At 67.3% G+C, this 14,024-nt stretch carries 20 protein-coding genes, 1 tRNA gene and 1 pseudogene; 11 read left to right on the top strand and 11 right to left on the bottom strand.

Going from position 1 to position 14,024, the window contains the following annotated elements:
- The first annotated feature begins 263 nt into the window (after positions 1–263).
- From KU884_RS02155 to KU884_RS02200, 11 genes and pseudogenes are all read left to right on the top strand, one after another.
- Positions 264–635: a hypothetical protein gene (locus KU884_RS02155; RefSeq protein WP_167781080.1), complete on the top strand. Its 372-nt coding sequence runs from the start codon at positions 264–266 to the stop codon at positions 633–635.
- The gene (locus KU884_RS02160) at positions 628–1,182 is read left to right on the top strand and encodes a DNA-processing protein DprA (RefSeq protein WP_167781081.1); all 555 of its coding nucleotides are present in this window, start codon (positions 628–630) and stop codon (positions 1,180–1,182) included. The genes KU884_RS02155 and KU884_RS02160 overlap by 8 nt, the downstream gene beginning before the upstream one ends.
- 48 nt (positions 1,183–1,230) lie before the next feature.
- Positions 1,231–1,422: a hypothetical protein gene (locus tag KU884_RS02165; RefSeq protein WP_167781082.1), complete on the top strand. Its 192-nt coding sequence runs from the start codon at positions 1,231–1,233 to the stop codon at positions 1,420–1,422.
- Between the two features lie 30 nt (positions 1,423–1,452).
- Positions 1,453–1,674 (top strand): hypothetical protein, encoded by a 222-nt coding sequence (locus KU884_RS02170; RefSeq protein WP_167781083.1) that lies wholly within the window; start codon positions 1,453–1,455, stop codon positions 1,672–1,674.
- A 17-nt stretch (positions 1,675–1,691) separates the two neighbouring features.
- Positions 1,692–2,456 (top strand): hypothetical protein, encoded by a 765-nt coding sequence (locus tag KU884_RS02175; RefSeq protein ID WP_167781084.1) that lies wholly within the window; start codon positions 1,692–1,694, stop codon positions 2,454–2,456.
- A 55-nt stretch (positions 2,457–2,511) separates the two neighbouring features.
- Entirely contained in the window at positions 2,512–3,378 is an 867-nt protein-coding gene (locus KU884_RS02180; RefSeq protein ID WP_167781085.1) for a PD-(D/E)XK nuclease-like domain-containing protein, read from the top strand.
- Between the two features lie 2 nt (positions 3,379–3,380).
- Positions 3,381–3,545: a hypothetical protein gene (locus tag KU884_RS02185; RefSeq protein WP_167781086.1), complete on the top strand. Its 165-nt coding sequence runs from the start codon at positions 3,381–3,383 to the stop codon at positions 3,543–3,545.
- On the top strand, positions 3,526–3,792 hold the full coding sequence (locus KU884_RS02190; RefSeq protein WP_167781087.1) for a hypothetical protein: 267 nt from the start codon (positions 3,526–3,528) through the stop codon (positions 3,790–3,792). The genes KU884_RS02185 and KU884_RS02190 overlap by 20 nt, the downstream gene beginning before the upstream one ends.
- A 13-nt stretch (positions 3,793–3,805) precedes the next feature.
- The gene (locus tag KU884_RS02195; protein ID WP_167781088.1) at positions 3,806–4,213 is read left to right on the top strand and encodes a hypothetical protein; all 408 of its coding nucleotides are present in this window, start codon (positions 3,806–3,808) and stop codon (positions 4,211–4,213) included.
- Between the two features lie 37 nt (positions 4,214–4,250).
- Positions 4,251–4,310: pseudogene (locus tag KU884_RS19205) on the top strand (hypothetical protein); the annotation flags it as partial.
- A gap of 125 nt (positions 4,311–4,435) precedes the next feature.
- Positions 4,436–5,566: a site-specific integrase gene (locus tag KU884_RS02200; RefSeq protein ID WP_167781089.1), complete on the top strand. Its 1,131-nt coding sequence runs from the start codon at positions 4,436–4,438 to the stop codon at positions 5,564–5,566.
- Positions 5,567–5,589: 23 nt separating this feature from the next.
- Here the strand turns inward: KU884_RS02200 and KU884_RS02205 are convergent.
- From KU884_RS02205 to KU884_RS02255, 11 genes are all read right to left on the bottom strand, one after another.
- A tRNA-Lys gene (locus KU884_RS02205) sits at positions 5,590–5,665 on the bottom strand.
- A 35-nt stretch (positions 5,666–5,700) separates the two neighbouring features.
- A complete protein-coding gene (gene queC, locus KU884_RS02210) occupies positions 5,701–6,423 on the bottom strand; it encodes a 7-cyano-7-deazaguanine synthase QueC (RefSeq protein WP_167781090.1) in 723 nt (240 codons plus the stop codon).
- A complete protein-coding gene (gene queE / locus KU884_RS02215; RefSeq protein WP_167781091.1) occupies positions 6,407–7,069 on the bottom strand; it encodes a 7-carboxy-7-deazaguanine synthase QueE in 663 nt (220 codons plus the stop codon). Before queE ends, queC begins: the two co-directional genes overlap by 17 nt.
- Positions 7,070–7,080: 11 nt before the next feature.
- Complete coding sequence (ybgF, locus tag KU884_RS02220; RefSeq protein WP_167781092.1) at positions 7,081–7,905, bottom strand: tol-pal system protein YbgF; 825 nt, start codon at positions 7,903–7,905, stop codon at positions 7,081–7,083.
- A gap of 16 nt (positions 7,906–7,921) precedes the next feature.
- Positions 7,922–8,494, bottom strand: coding sequence for a peptidoglycan-associated lipoprotein Pal (gene pal / locus KU884_RS02225; protein ID WP_167781093.1), 573 nt, complete (start codon positions 8,492–8,494; stop codon positions 7,922–7,924).
- Between the two features lie 38 nt (positions 8,495–8,532).
- Complete coding sequence (gene tolB, locus KU884_RS02230; RefSeq protein WP_167781094.1) at positions 8,533–9,810, bottom strand: Tol-Pal system beta propeller repeat protein TolB; 1,278 nt, start codon at positions 9,808–9,810, stop codon at positions 8,533–8,535.
- A gap of 14 nt (positions 9,811–9,824) precedes the next feature.
- Positions 9,825–10,823 carry a cell envelope integrity protein TolA gene (tolA, locus tag KU884_RS02235; protein ID WP_167781095.1) on the bottom strand — a complete coding sequence of 333 codons (999 nt, stop codon included), beginning with the start codon at positions 10,821–10,823 and terminating at the stop codon, positions 9,825–9,827.
- A gap of 30 nt (positions 10,824–10,853) precedes the next feature.
- Positions 10,854–11,288 (bottom strand): protein TolR, encoded by a 435-nt coding sequence (gene tolR / locus KU884_RS02240; protein ID WP_167781096.1) that lies wholly within the window; start codon positions 11,286–11,288, stop codon positions 10,854–10,856.
- 6 nt (positions 11,289–11,294) lie between these two features.
- Positions 11,295–11,996, bottom strand: coding sequence for a protein TolQ (gene tolQ / locus KU884_RS02245; RefSeq protein WP_167781097.1), 702 nt, complete (start codon positions 11,994–11,996; stop codon positions 11,295–11,297).
- Entirely contained in the window at positions 11,986–12,393 is a 408-nt protein-coding gene (ybgC, locus tag KU884_RS02250) for a tol-pal system-associated acyl-CoA thioesterase (protein WP_254432148.1), read from the bottom strand. Before ybgC ends, tolQ begins: the two co-directional genes overlap by 11 nt.
- A 260-nt stretch (positions 12,394–12,653) precedes the next feature.
- The gene (locus KU884_RS02255; RefSeq protein ID WP_167781099.1) at positions 12,654–14,009 is read right to left on the bottom strand and encodes a sigma 54-interacting transcriptional regulator; all 1,356 of its coding nucleotides are present in this window, start codon (positions 14,007–14,009) and stop codon (positions 12,654–12,656) included.
- Between the last annotated feature and the right edge of the window lie 15 nt (positions 14,010–14,024).

The raw sequence follows: 14,024 nt of genomic DNA on the forward strand, positions 1-14,024 counted from the left end.
CGGATCGTAGCGCGCCCCAACCCTTATGGCGATTGTGCCTGCCGCTCCGGGCAGGAAAAGGCCAAGCCTTCGGTTGTCTGGCCGCTTAGCCGTTTCGCAATCCGCGCGGTTGTTGCCGGCCACGGCCTCTCCGGCGCGTCACCCCCCTGGTGCGCGGCCAGCCAAGCCTTTTCCTGCCCTCCGCTCTAGGCATGTGGCCCGTAAGGGGTTGCGGCGCCGGTGTGTTCGGCGTCTCCACAAAGCCAAGCGGAGAGGAGGTGGCTATGTCGGGCGGAAACGAAGCGGCAATGGTGGTCCGGGCCGGGCGCGGTCTTGGCGGTATCCCGCTCACAGCGGTCTGGTGGCGGCGCGTGGTCGGGTCGGCCCTGGCGTCCGGCGCCTGTCGGTGGCGTCTGCGGGGGTCCGGGCGTTCCTTCTCCGGGGTGGTGGTCATGGCGGCGTTTCCGTCGCGCGCCGAGGCCTGGGCCTTCGCCCGGGGCTGGGGGTGGTGGTGTGGCTGCCGGGTGGCGCTGCGGCCGCGCCGCTCCGGTGGCGTGCGGGTCTGGGCGGTCTCGGTGCCCGTGGCCGCCCCGGCGCGGTATGCACCTGCGCGGCGGCGTGGTGAGGGCGGTGCCGAGTGGGTGCCCCGTGGCTGAGTCGGTGGCCATTGCCGGGCCCCGGCGCCTTCCCGCTTGGGCTCTGGCTGAGGTAGAGGCCGTCGCCGTGGGGCTCGTGCGGGCCGGGTTCAGCCTGTCGGTGGGCTGCAGCCAGGGCGCCGATGCCGCGGCGATCCGGGCCGCGGGTCCGGGCGCGTGTCGGGTGTTCGCCGCCTGGGGCCCGGGCGGTGCCGGAGCCGTAGGGGTGTCGGCGGTCCGCGAGGTGCTGGCGCACGGGAGTCACGGCGGCGCCGTCAACTGGTGGGCCGGCGGTGGCGCGGAGGTTCCGGCCCGCGTCCGCCTCGCGCGGCGCACCCGCGCAGTGGTGGCGTCGGCCAGCCGCGCCGTGGTGGTCTGGCTGGCGTCCGGCTCCTCCGGGTCCCTGCTGGCGGCCAGGGCAGCCGCCGCCGCCGGCCTACCGGTGGTCGCGTTCCCCGTTGCCGGCGAGTTGCCCTCCCTCGGCGCAGGCCACTGGTCCGGAGGTCTGTCGGGGTGCTGGAGCCGGGCCCGGCGCTGGGAGCAACTGCCTGATATGCTTGAGACATGACCGAAAAGCATATAAAATATGCCTAAAAGGGATTCAGAGAGGAAGCCGATGAACTGGCAGGCGCTGGTGGAGCAGGAAAGGCAGTGGGTCGAACTGTTCACGGAGGCAGAGGCCGTCGCTTCCGGGCGGTCTGACCGGCTCCCATCACGGGAGCACCTTATGGCGGCGCTGCGGTTTGGGTCAGTGCCGGAAACGCGGCGGGAAAAGCCTGAGTGGGACGGCGCCGGCGATCCCTTCTGATCCATGGCGCGTAACGAGAGGGAGGCAAGGATGGCGAACATTCATTTGCATAACGTTGATCAGGTCAATGCGGAGGAGGTCCGGTTCTTTCCCTCGAAAGGGCCGGACAGGTGCTTCTGGAGCCGCACAATCACGCTGGAGACCAGCGAGGGTGTCACCCATGTGACGTTGTTCAGTTCCGAGGGGCCGGAGAAGCTCCGGTTTCCCGGTGAACGCACGACGGCCCGTTCCGAGAGTTCGGCCGTCGCTTGATCCAAGGAGAGGAAGCCATGTCCGCAGTCGTCGAGTACCACGAAACGAACCCGCACGAGGGCCGGGGCCTCCCGGTCGCAGTGAATCCGCTGGATCTTCCAGCGGAGCAGTTCCGCCAGGGCCTGGATCGCCGCAAGTCCAACCGCGCCGCACTCATGGAATGGGTCCGCTCCGCGCTGGTGGAGGGAGTGGACTACGGGTGCATCCCCACCAAACGAGGCCCGAGCAAACCCAGCCTGTGGAAGCCGGGCGCGGAGAAAATCTGCGGCATGCTGGGCATTACCGTCCACATGCCCACCCTGCACGAATACGAGCAGGCGGCACTCGGTGGGGTGGCCCTGCAGCACATCATCATCCGCTGTGAACTCCACGACGCCCAGGGCCGCGTGGTGGCCGACGGGGTTGGGGCGCGCAGCCTCAAGCAGGACGGCGGCGACCTGAACAAGGCCCTGAAGATGGCCGGGAAGTCCGCGCACATTGACGCCACGCTCCGCATGGCCGGTCTGTCCGAGGTCTTCACGCAGGATCTCGAGGACATGGCGGGCCAGGGAAGCCAGCCGGTGTCCGAGTCGGCCACGGCGCCCGCCGCTGAGGCCACCATCAGCCAGAACCAGCACCGCCGCCTGGAGGCCCGAATCAAGGAACTCGGGCTCGACCGCGAGCGGGTGAAGTCCTGGGTTGTCCGTGCCACCAGGGGCCGCGTGCAGCACTTGGATCAACTCACGCCCCAGCTCTACAAGCGGGTAGACGAACGCCTGGAGGGGTGGGCGGCCAGCGCCTAGCCAATGACCACAGCCCGGGCGAGCCGCGTCCGGGCGCTTTCACGGAGGAAACGCCATGAGCACCGCAACCGCAACCACCACCCATGATCTCGTCGGCATCCACCCGGGGGTGGCCGCCGCCGATTACCACGCCGCACCGGGGGTGAGCTCCACGATTCTCAAGGACGTGCTCCGCTCGCCGCTGCATTGCTGGGCGCGCCATATTGACCCCGAACGCCAGCCGTCCGCTGCCAGTGAGGCGATGAAGCTGGGCACCGCTGTCCACACGGCATCTCTTGAGCCGGAGCGGTGGGATCGGGAGATCGCCGTTGCCCCGCGGGTAGATCGGCGCACCAAGGCCGGCCGCGAAGCCTGGGCCAGCTTCCAGGAGGAGGCGGCCGGGCGCACGGTGCTCACCGCTGAACAGGCCGAACGGGCCGAGTCCATGGCCGAGGCGGTGCGCGGGCATCCGGCCGCCGCCGGCCTGCTGTCCGATGGCCTCGCGGAATGCAGCCTATGGCACGCGGAAGGCCCGGAATTGGTGAAGGTCCGCCCCGACTGGTGGGCGCCCGCCGCGTTGGTGGATCTCAAGACGACCCGCGACGCCGGTCCGGCCGGGTTTGCCCGCCAGGTCGCCCAGATGCGGTATCACCTGCAGGCGGCGCTCTATGTGGACGTGGTGGGTTCCGTTACCGGCGAAACGCTGCCTTGGTATTGGATCGCCGTGGAGTCGGAGCAACCGCATGCCGTCGCTGTGTACCGGGCCGACGCGGAGACGCTGGCCCGAGGACGCGAGCTCTATCGCCGGGCGTTGGCCTTGTACAGCGAATGCCGGCGCTCGGGCCGGTGGCCCGGTTATCCGGAGAGCGTGCAGGAGATCCGGCTGCCTGGCTGGGCCCTGCACGACGAGCCGGGCCAGTCCATGGACGATCCGGAGTTCTGATCGTGCGTGTGCTCGCCGTGGTGCAGCCCAGGGCCCGGCTCGCGGCCGTCGTGGCCGCGGCCCGGGGCATGGGCTGCGATGTGATCCTCCGTGCGGGCCGGGCCTACCTGGTCCGCCGCGTTACCCCAGAAGCCAAGGAGAAAGGCAATGGCCAGACCGACAGATGACCTCGCCATCAAGACCGGCGAGTACCAGGATCGCCAGGGGCACACGAAGGGCCGCTGGCTGCGCATCGGTGCCGTGATCCGCCACGACGATGGCGGCACCAGCATCAAGCTCGACGCGGTGCCGGTGGGCCTGCCGGGCTGGGACGGCTGGGTGAATGTCTTTCCGCGCGACCAGCAGGAGTCGGCCCAGCCGCCCGCTCCGCCCAGGGTGCCGGCGCAGGACTACGACGGCGACGTGCCGTTCTAGGCGGGGAGGGCGCATGGATAGAAGATTGGAAGGAATGGTGGCGCGGTTGCGTGGCCAACAAGCCGACGCCGGGGAAGAACAGGGCGAGCTTGGTTGCCTCTCTGCGGGGCAGCGCTGTTATGTGGCCCTCGCCGCGGACCGCTACGACCTTCTTCCGCATGCCTATGATCCGGTGGAGGCCTGGCATCGCTTGGGGCCGGACTGGCAGCAGGCGGTCTGCCTCTGGCGCGGGTGGCCCGAGGACTGGACCCGGCTTGGAACGCTGCGCGAGGAAGTCGGGCGTGTGTGCGTTGTGCTCGACGCCGCCGGCGTTCCAGGCCGCGGTGGTGCGGGGCTGCACGCGCTGGCCGGCCGCGTACGGTGGCTGACCGAACGGCTCCGGCAAGTGGCGTCGGACCATGGAGGGACCGCTGATGGGTGATCCCGTGTTGTGGACGCTGGAGCAGGCCGCCCGGGCCATGGCGGTATCGCCACGCACCATACGCCGTCTGCAGGAGACCGGTGAGCTGCCCGTGGTGTACGTCGGACGGGCCCGCAGGGTGCCGGCGCATTCGGTCAGGGAGTGGGTGACCGGGCAAATGTCCCTGACGCATACTGAGCGGTGCGCGGGGCCGGATGTGCTTGAGAAGGGAGGTCAAGGCACATGCCGAAGCGCAACAAGCGGAGCGATCAGGACGGAATCTACGAACGTTCGGATTCTCCCTGTTACTGGGCGTCGTTCACCGACGCAAACGGAAAGAGAGTTAGACGCTCTACTGGCGTCAGGAAATCACAGGAGGGAAGGAAAGAGGCGGAAGCGCTCCTCGCGAAATGGCGGCTAGAGGCGTATCGGGCCCGTCACTGGGAAGAAGTGCCTCCCAAGAGCTTCGATGAGCTGATGCTGGAGTATCTGCGGGCCCGTCGCGACAAACGGAGCCACAGGGATGACCTCACGCGTGCAAGGCAGCTGCGGCGGTATTTCACCGGGGCGGTGATGAATACGCTCCGTCCGGCGGAAATCAACCGCTACATGACGGAACGCAGGGCGGAGGGTGTGGCGCCGGCGACGGTTAACCGGGAGCTGGCCCTGCTGTCAGCAGCGATCAACCTGGCAAATCGCGACTGGGAGTGGGGCCTGCCGAACCCGGTTGCCGGTCGGAAGCTGCGTGAGCCGGAGGGCCGGATCCGCTGGATCACCCGGTCGGAGGCGGCCGCGCTGGTGCAGGCGGCCAGGGGTATCGCCAGATCGCCCTACCTCGCGGACTTCATTGTCACGGCCCTGCACACAGGTTGCCGGTCCGGTGAACTGCTGGGGCTTGAGTGGCGGCGGGTGGACCTCTCAGCTGGACTGATCCACCTGGAGGCCCACCACACCAAGGCCGCGAAACGCAGGAGTGTCCCGCTGAACCAGACCGCCCGGCGGGCCATCCTGTCCAGGGCGAGGTACCGGGCCAGGCACTGTCCGGGAACGCCGTGGGTATTCTGCCGCAAGAACGGTGAGCGGCTCGAGTGGTTGCAACGCAGCTTCAAGCTTGCATGCGCCAGGGCCGGCATTGAGGACTTCAGGATCCACGACCTCCGGCATACCTGCGCCGCTTGGCTGGTGTCGGCGGGGGTGCCGCTGCCTGAAGTTAGGGATCTGCTCGGCCATGCCAGCATCACGATGACCGAGCGGTATGCCCATCTTGCGCCGGATAACGTGCGGGCTGCGGTCAGCCGGCTTGACGGCGATGAGTCACGATATAGTCACGCCGGCGAAGGGGCTTCAGCCGGCGAGCTGAGGGAGGTGATGTAACTCACTGTAGTCATTTGGGAAACTGGTGGGCCGTGCTGGATTCGAACCAGCGACCAGCGGATTAAAAGTCCGATGCTCTACCAACTGAGCTAACGGCCCGACCGCCGCGAATCATACCCGAACAGCCAGGCCTGTCAAACGTCGCGGACTGCATCCGGGCGGTAACGGGTGGGGTCGGCGAGGCAGGCGTTGCGGAACCCCTCGGCACGCAGGCGACAGGAGTCGCAGCGGCCACAGGCGCGGCCCTCGGCGTCGGCCTGGTAACAGGAAACGGTCTGGGCGTAATCCACCCCCAGTTCGGTGCCGCGCAGGATGATCTCCGCCTTGCTGCGCTCGCTCAGCGGCGCGTGAATGCGGAAGGCTTCACCGCCCTCGGTGCCTGCCCGGGTGGCCAGGTTCGCCGTGGTCTCGAAGGCACGGATGAACTCGGGTCGGCAGTCCGGGTAGCCGGAGTAGTCCACGGCGTTGACGCCGATGAACAGATCGAAGGCCCCGATGACCTCGGCGTAGCCCAGGGCCAGGGACAGGAACACGGTGTTGCGCGCGGGCACGTAGGTGATGGGGATGCCTTCGGTGGGGGTCTCCGGCACGTCGATGCTGGCGTCGGTGAGTGCCGAGCCACCGATGGCGGCGAGATCCAGTTTCACGGTGCGGTGGTCCACTGCGCCCAGGGAGGCGGCCACGCGCTGGCAGGCATCGAGCTCGGCGCGATGGCGCTGGCCGTAATCGAAGCTGATGGCGTGGCACCGGTAACCCTTGGCGCTGGCCATGGCGAGCACGGTTGCGGAATCGAGTCCCCCGGAAAGCAGAACCACCGCATTGCGGTCGCCCGCCCGGTGATCAGCGTCCTGGTTCATCGCCCCACAGGATTTTGTGCAGTTGCAGCTGGAAGCGTACCGGCAGGGCATCGGCCACCACCCAGTCCGCCAGGTCACGGCCGGAGAGCTGGCCGAAGCTGGGGGAGAACAGTACTTCGCAGCGCTCTGCCAGTTGGTAGTCGCGCAGCACCTGACAGGCCCAGTCGTAGTCGTCGCGGCCACAGAGGACGAACTTGACCTGGTCGTTGCGGGTGAGCAGCTCGATGTTCTCCCAGCGGTTACGCGTCTGTTCACCGGAGGCGGGGGTCTTGAGATCCACCACCCGGCTCACGGCGGGGTCGATGCCGCTGATGTCCATGGCGCCGGAGGTCTCCAGGGACACGTCGTGGCCGGCGTCCACCAGGGATTGCAGCAGCGCCAGGCACCCCTTGCGCTGGGCCAGGGGCTCGCCGCCGGTGACGGTGACATGCCGGCTGCCGTACTGCTGCACCGTGGCGAGAATTTCGGGCAGCCCGCGGGTGTCGCCCCCGTGGAAGGCGTAGGCGGTGTCGCAGTAGTGGCAGCGCAGCGGGCAGCCGGTCAGGCGCACGAACACCGTGGGCCAGCCCACCGTGCGGGCTTCCCCCTGCAGGGAATGGAAGATCTCGGTGATGCGCAGGCGCACCGTGTCAGTGGTTTCGGTCATGATCTCGGGCGCTACCTGCCTTGGTCGTCCATCTGCTCGAGCCGACTGCCCGCCAGGTTCGCCACCGTGCTGTCGGGGTAGTCGTCACGGACCTGCTCCAGCCTTGTCCGTGCGTGATCCCACTCCGCGCGCTCGTAATGGATGTAGCCGGCCTTGAGCAGGGCATCCGCGTGCTTGCCGCTATCCGGATCGTCAACGATCTCCTGGAAGTGTTCCATGGCTTCGTCGAAGTCGCGGACCACGTAGTACGTCTCCGCCAGCCAGTAGCGGGCGTTGTCGGCATAGTCGCTGTCCGGGTGGTTGTCCAGCACGTCGCGGAAGCCGTCCGCCGCCCGCCGGTAGTCGCCGTCGCGCAGCAGGTCGAACGCGGCAGAGTAGGCGTCCGCCGCATCGCCGTCATCGTCGGCGGCGGCCTCCATGGCGTCATCGTCCTCCGGTGGGGTCGCGTCCTCCGGCCCGCCTTCGAGTTCGGCGTCCAGTGCCGGCGTATCCGGCACGTCCGGTTCCTGCGCCGCCACGCCGGCCTGTTCCAGCTCCATGAGCCGATCATCCAGGTCCTCGAACAGGTTCCGCTGCTGCCGACGGAGTTCGTCCATGTCCCGCTGCAGCGTCTCCATCTGCCCGACCAGCTCCGAGACTTCGCGGCGCAGGCGTTCCTGGCGGTTGGCCAGATCCGAGAGCGCCCCGGAGTCGAGCAGCCGCTCCATGCGCTCGACGCGTCGCTCCAGGTCATCATCGGCGGTAGCCTGGCCGATGCCCAGGCTGAGTCCGACGACGGTCGCCGCCACGGCGAACAGGCCGGGACGGAGGCGCTTGGCTGGTGCTGACTGCATCATGGTGATACCCCGTGGATCAGCGGCGGTACAGCAACTCTGCCCGCCGGTTCTGCGCGTAGGCCTCTTCATCGCTGCCGGAGGCCACCGGGCTCTCTTCGCCGTAACTCACGACGTCCAGCTGGTCTTCCCCGGCACCGTTGAGCACCAGAATCTGCTTGACGGCCTCGGCACGCCGCTCACCCAGGGCCAGATTGTATTCCCTGGCTCCGCGTTCGTCGGTGTGACCCTCGATGACGATGCGCTGGGCGGGGTGGTTGGCCAGGAATTCGCCGTGCGACTCGAGAATGGGCATATCCTCGTCGCGGATCTCGCTGCTGTCAAAAGCGAAATGGACAGTGCGCTGGGATATGGGGCTGTCCGGATCCTCCAGCGCCATATCCAGCTCCTCGCCTTCCAGGGCGTCGCGGTCACCCATGGCCCATACGGCGGTGTCCCTGCGCTCCTCCTCTGCGGCGCGCTCGCGCTCTTCCTCGGTCATCTCGTCACGGTCGTCGACCCGTTCCTCGTCCTCGAGTACGGCACAGGCGCTCAGTGCCAGCGCCAGTGCGGCGATCAGAATCCAGTTGAACGGCTTGTGCTGCCTTGCCATGGTTGCTACCTCTCGCGTTTCGATTGTCGTTGAAAGAGTCAGTTTGGTGACCAGGCCGGTTCGCGCAGGTTGCGCCCTTCCGTGGCCATGATGTGCCGCGCCTCCCCGAACAGCGACACGGTGCCCAGCACACCCATGCCGTCCTCGCGAGTTGCATACACCACCATGGCGCCGTTGGGTGCGAAGCTCGGGCTTTCGTCGTGCGGCCCCTGGCTCATGACCCGGAACCGTTCGCTGTCCAGGTCCAGCACGGCGATCTGGAAGCCATTGTCACCCCGGTGGACCATGGCCAGCCGCTCGCCGTCCGGGGAGATGTCCGGCGAGGCATTGTAATTGCCCTCGAAGGTGATGCGCTGCACATTGCCGCCGTCGGCGTCTGCCCGATAGATTTGCGGGCTGCCACCACGGTCCGAGGTGAAGTAGAGGTGCTCGCCGTCCGGCCCCCAGGCTGCCTCGGTATCGATGGCATGATGATCGGTGAGACGGGTGGTTTCCCCGGTCTCCGCGTCGAGACTGTAGATGTCCGTCTGACCGTCCCGTGAGAGTGTAACGGCGATCCGACGACCATCGGGGGACCATGCCGGCGCGCTGTTCAGTCCGCGGAAACTGGCAATACGATCGCGTTCGCCGGTGCGGATGTTCTGGACGAAGATCTCGGAACGGCGGTCCTCGAAGGAGACGTAGGCGATGCGCTCGCGGTCCGGTGACCAGGTGGGCGACAGCAGGGGTTCAGACGAGCTGAGGATGGATTGCGGGTCGTGGCCGTCGGCGTCGGCGACGATGAGCTGGAATTCGCGCTCGCCGTTGCTCTCATCGATGGCCACGTAGGCCACCATGGTATTAAAAGCGCCAGGGCGGCCCAGCAGTTCCTCGTAGATATTGTCGCTGATGGTGTGTGCCAGGGCGCGCAGCGATGCCTGGCTGACGCTGTAGCTGCGCCCCAGCATGCGATCGCCGGTGAATACGTCCAGCAGCTCATAGCGGACCTGGTAGTCGTCGCCGTCACGGCGGGTTTCACCCACCACCAGGTTATCCACGCCCAGTGCCCGCCAGTTCTCGAAACGAACGTCGTCACCGCGGGTGGGGTTGTCGATAAACTCCTCCCGGGGCAGGGGGTCGAACTGGCCGCTGCGCAGGAGGTTGTCGCGGATGATGGCGGACACGTCTTCGGGCAGTGCCTCACCGTCGTCGCCAAAGTCGGCGATGGCGATCGGTAGCGCCGCTTCCGCGCCACGGGTGATCTCCACCACCAGCTCCGCCTTGGCCGCTCCAGGCGCGAGCGCCAGGGCCAGGGCAGCACCAATGAAAGCTTTCATTCCTGATTGCATGGTTATCCGTCCGGGTTGAATCGGAAAATGAAGTGATCGAAGCCGGCACGGCGGAAGACGTCTTCGTCGTCCGGGACTGACAACGGCGACGCACGCCGGATTGCGTTCTCCGCCGAGCGGTCGAAGGAGGTGCTGCCGCTGCTGCGGGCGATCTCCGTGCTGACCACTTCACCGTTAGGGCGCAGGCGTACGCGCACATCCGTGCTCAGACCGCGGTCGGCGCCCGGCGGACGCGTCCAGGCGTCCTCGACCTCGCGCTGCCAGACGCTGGGGAACCGGCTGGTTGCCCGCTCGGCAAGCCGTTGCATTCGTTGCTCCTCAGCCTGGCGTTCCTGCTCTGCCTGGCGCTGCCGCTCGGCTTCCTCTTCCTGTCGGCGCTGTTCCGCCTCCTCTTCGCGGCGCTGCTGCTCTTCCTCGATCCGGCGCTGTCGTTCCGCCTCCTCTTCCTGGCGGCGGCGCTCCTCTGCCTCCTGTCGCTGTCTTTCTTCCTCCTCCTGGCGCCGGCGCTCTTCCTCCTGACGCTGGCGTTCGGCCTCTTCCTCGGCCCGGCGGCGCTCCTCTTCGCGACGCTGTTGCTCTGCCTCTTCCTCGCGGCGGCGCTGCTCCGCCTCTTCCTGGCGCTGCCGTTCCTGTTCCGCCTCGCGCCGGGCGCGCTCCTCGGCTTCCTGCTGCCGCTGTTCCTCCTGCTGGCGGCGTTCTTCCTCTTCGCGCTGGCGCTGCGCTTCCTCCTGGCGCTGGCGTTCCGCCTCGGCCTCTTCCCGTCGGCGGGCCTCCTCCGCCTGCTGGCGCGCAGCCTCCTGTGCGCGCCGACGCTCCTCGATGGGTTCCATCACCGATTGCTCGTCCATGGCCACGGCGTGGATGATCTCCGGGCGTTCCTGCTGCTGTACTGTGGGCGTGCCGCTGACCTGGATCAGAAACACGGCGAACACCACCGCATGCACTACGATCGAGTATGCGACAAAACGCCAGGAGGACAATGTGTTCAGCCAGTCGTTCATCTCCACGCCCCGGAGGCACCTGCGGCGGGATCAGCCATCGTCGGACGGCGGCCGGGTCATCAGCCCCACCTGGGGCACGCCTGCCCGCTGCAGCATGGCCATGGTGTCCAGGACCAGCCCATAGCGCACCTGCTCGTCACCACGGACCAGCACCGGGGTTCCCGGGTTGTTGCGCATCACGCGGCTGACCAGATCAGTAACCTCGTCAGCGCTGACCGGCTCGTCCGGGTCCGTGCCGATACTGACCATCAGGTCCCCATCCCGGTTCACCGTGACAATGATCGGATCCTGCTCGTCCTGGGAGAGCGGTTCGGCGTCCGCCTGCGGCAGATCCACGTCGACACCCTGGTACAGCAGCGGTGCGGTGACCATGAAAATGACCAGCAGCACCAGCATCACGTCGATGTACGGGACCACGTTGATCTCCGACATTGGTCTGCGCTTGGCACGGTGGGCTCTGGCCATGGCGATCTACCGTTTGTCCTGTTGCTGCTGCGCCGCCTGGGTGTGGGCGTGGCGCTGCAGGATGCTGATGAACTCCTCCATGAAGGTTTCGTAGCGACCGCACAACCGTTCCACGGAGCTGGCATAGCGGTTATAACCGATGACGGCCGGGATGGCGGCGAACAGCCCCAGTGCCGTGGCGATCAACGCCTCGGCAATGCCGGGGGCCACGGCCGCCAGGGTCGCCTGCTGCTGTCCCCCCAGGGCGCGGAACGAGTTCATGATGCCCCAGACGGTGCCGAACAGGCCGATGTACGGACTGGTTGAGCCCACCGTGGCGAGGAAGGGCAGGTGCGCCTCCAGGTCGTCCTCCTCCCGGGACAGGCTGATGCGCATGGCCCGCTGGGAGGCCTCCACCTGGGCTTCCGGCGAGGCACCCTGCTTGCGCATGCGCGAGAATTCCCGGAACCCGGCGCGGAAGATCCGCTCCATGCCGCCACCCGCCTCGTCCGAGGAGCCGACCCGGGCGTAGATTTCGGCGAGATTGCCGCCGGACCAGAAGCTGTCCTCGAAGTCCTCCGCCGAGCGGCTGGCGTCCCTCACCACCGCGTGCTTGCGGAAGATCAGCGCCCAGGAGGCCACCGACGCCAGCACCAGGATCAGCATCACGATCTGTACCAGGAGGCTGGCATCCAGCACCAGCTGGAGGATGGACATCTCACCTTGCATGCTGCATCTCCGCTCGAATCGCCCGGGGCACCGGGCGGGGTTTGAACTGCTCGTCTATGCACGCCACGGTCAGCTTCGCCTCGCAGAGCAGGCCGGCATGCTCCGGCGCATGGACCTGCTGCCGGAAATCCATGCTGGCGCCGCGTGCCCTGAGGACATCACAGGTGACGGTCAGTTGGTCGTTGAACCGGGCCGGGGCGTGAAAGCGCAATGTCAGGTCGTGGACCACGAAAAGCACGCCGTGTTCGCTCTTCAGCTGGTCCTGCTCGAAACCGAGGGCCCGGAGCCACTCCGTGCGCGCCCGCTCGAAGAACTTGAGGTAGTTGGCGTGGTAGACCACGCCTCCCGCATCGGTGTCCTCGTAGTAGACCCGGATGGGCCAGCTGAACTGGGTCAATGCGCCTGTCCTTCTGCGTCTGCCGCGGAATGCTGTGCCGTGCGGCGACTGCGGCTGCGTCGTGTGCGAGCCCAATGTAAAGCCAAGCTGCAGGAGCGGCAAGCGATGCTGGAATGCGTGTTCCGTCCCGCCTTGTCGCCTCATGGCGACAGCTCTGGTGCGGGTTACCCCCTGACGCCTGCCTGGCCGCCGACGGAGCCCTGTCGCTGTCTTGCAACAGGGCTCTCCGGTGCGGCCATCGTTCCCGGTGAAGTCCTGATTCAGTGGCTTTGCGCCTTGAACAACGACGGGTCGATCTGGTGCCGGTGCAGCAGCTTGTAGAACTCGGTGCGATTACGCCGGGCCAGACGTGCTGCCTGGCTGACGTTGCCGCCGGTGGTCTGCAGCAGCCGGGCAAGATAATCTTTTTCGAACCGCTTGCGCGCGTCGGCGAAGGGCATGATGGTGCCGGGCTCGTCCCGCAGGGCCGACTGCACCAGGCTGTCAGGGATGACCGGCGTGGTGGATAGCGTCACCGTCTGCTCCACCACGTTGTAGAGTTGGCGCACGTTGCCGGGCCAGGGTGCGCTCACCAGCCGCTCCATGGCGTCCGGCGCGAAGCTGCGGGCGCGTTTGTCGTACTTCTGTGCCAGCTGCTGCAGGAAATGCTTGGCCAGCAGCGGGATGTCCTCGCGGCGCTCCGCCAGGGACGGCAGTTCCAGGGAGACCACGTTGAGCCGGTAGTAGAGATCCTCGCGGAAGCGGCCTTCCTGCATCTCATCGTCCAGCTGGCGGTGGGTGGCGGAAATGATGCGCACGTCCACCGGCTGGGATGCAGTGGCGCCCACGGGGCGCACCTGGCCCTCCTGCAGCACCCGCAGCAGTTTCACCTGCAGCGGCTGGGGCATGTCGCCGATCTCGTCCAGGAACAGGGTGCCGCCGTCTGCGGCCTGGAACAGGCCCTGGTGGTCCTGGGTGGCGCCGGTGAACGAACCCTTGCGGTGGCCGAACAGCTCCGATTCCAGCAGTGGTTCGGGAATGGCGCCGCAATTCACGGCAATGAAGGGTTTGTCGCTGCGCCGGCTGGCCCGATGGACGGCCTGGGCCAGCAGCTCCTTGCCGGTGCCGCTGTCGCCGCGGATGAATACACTGGCGTCGGAGTCGGCCACCATACGGGCCTTGCCCAGCACGTTCTTCATCGCCGAGCTGCGGGTGATGATGTCGCGGCTCCAGTCGCTGTCGTCGGTGCCAGCCATGTCGCTGGTGCCGCCGGAGACGTCCAGGGCGGCGGCCACCTGTTCCAGCAGCTTCTGGCTGTCGAAGGGCTTGGTGACGAAGCTGAATACGCCGTTGCGGGTGGCCTCCACGGCGTCCGGGATGGAGCCGTGGGCGGTGAGAATGATCACCGGCAGGGTCGGATGGTCGCGGTGCAGGGCGTCGAACAGGGCAAGACCGTCCATGCCGTCCATGCGCAGGTCGGTGATCACCACATCCGGCTGCGCCGCCGACATGTTGGCCAGGGCCTCCTCGCCGCTTTCTGCCGCAGTGACACGGTAGCCGGCGGACTTCAGGCGGATGGAGAGCAGGCGCAGCAGGCCCGGGTCGTCGTCCACGAGAAGAATGCTCGGTTGATCCATAGTTGGTTACCTCGG

It is taken from the genome of Aquisalimonas sp. 2447, assembly GCF_012044895.1.
GTDB lineage: Bacteria > Pseudomonadota > Gammaproteobacteria > Nitrococcales > Aquisalimonadaceae > Aquisalimonas.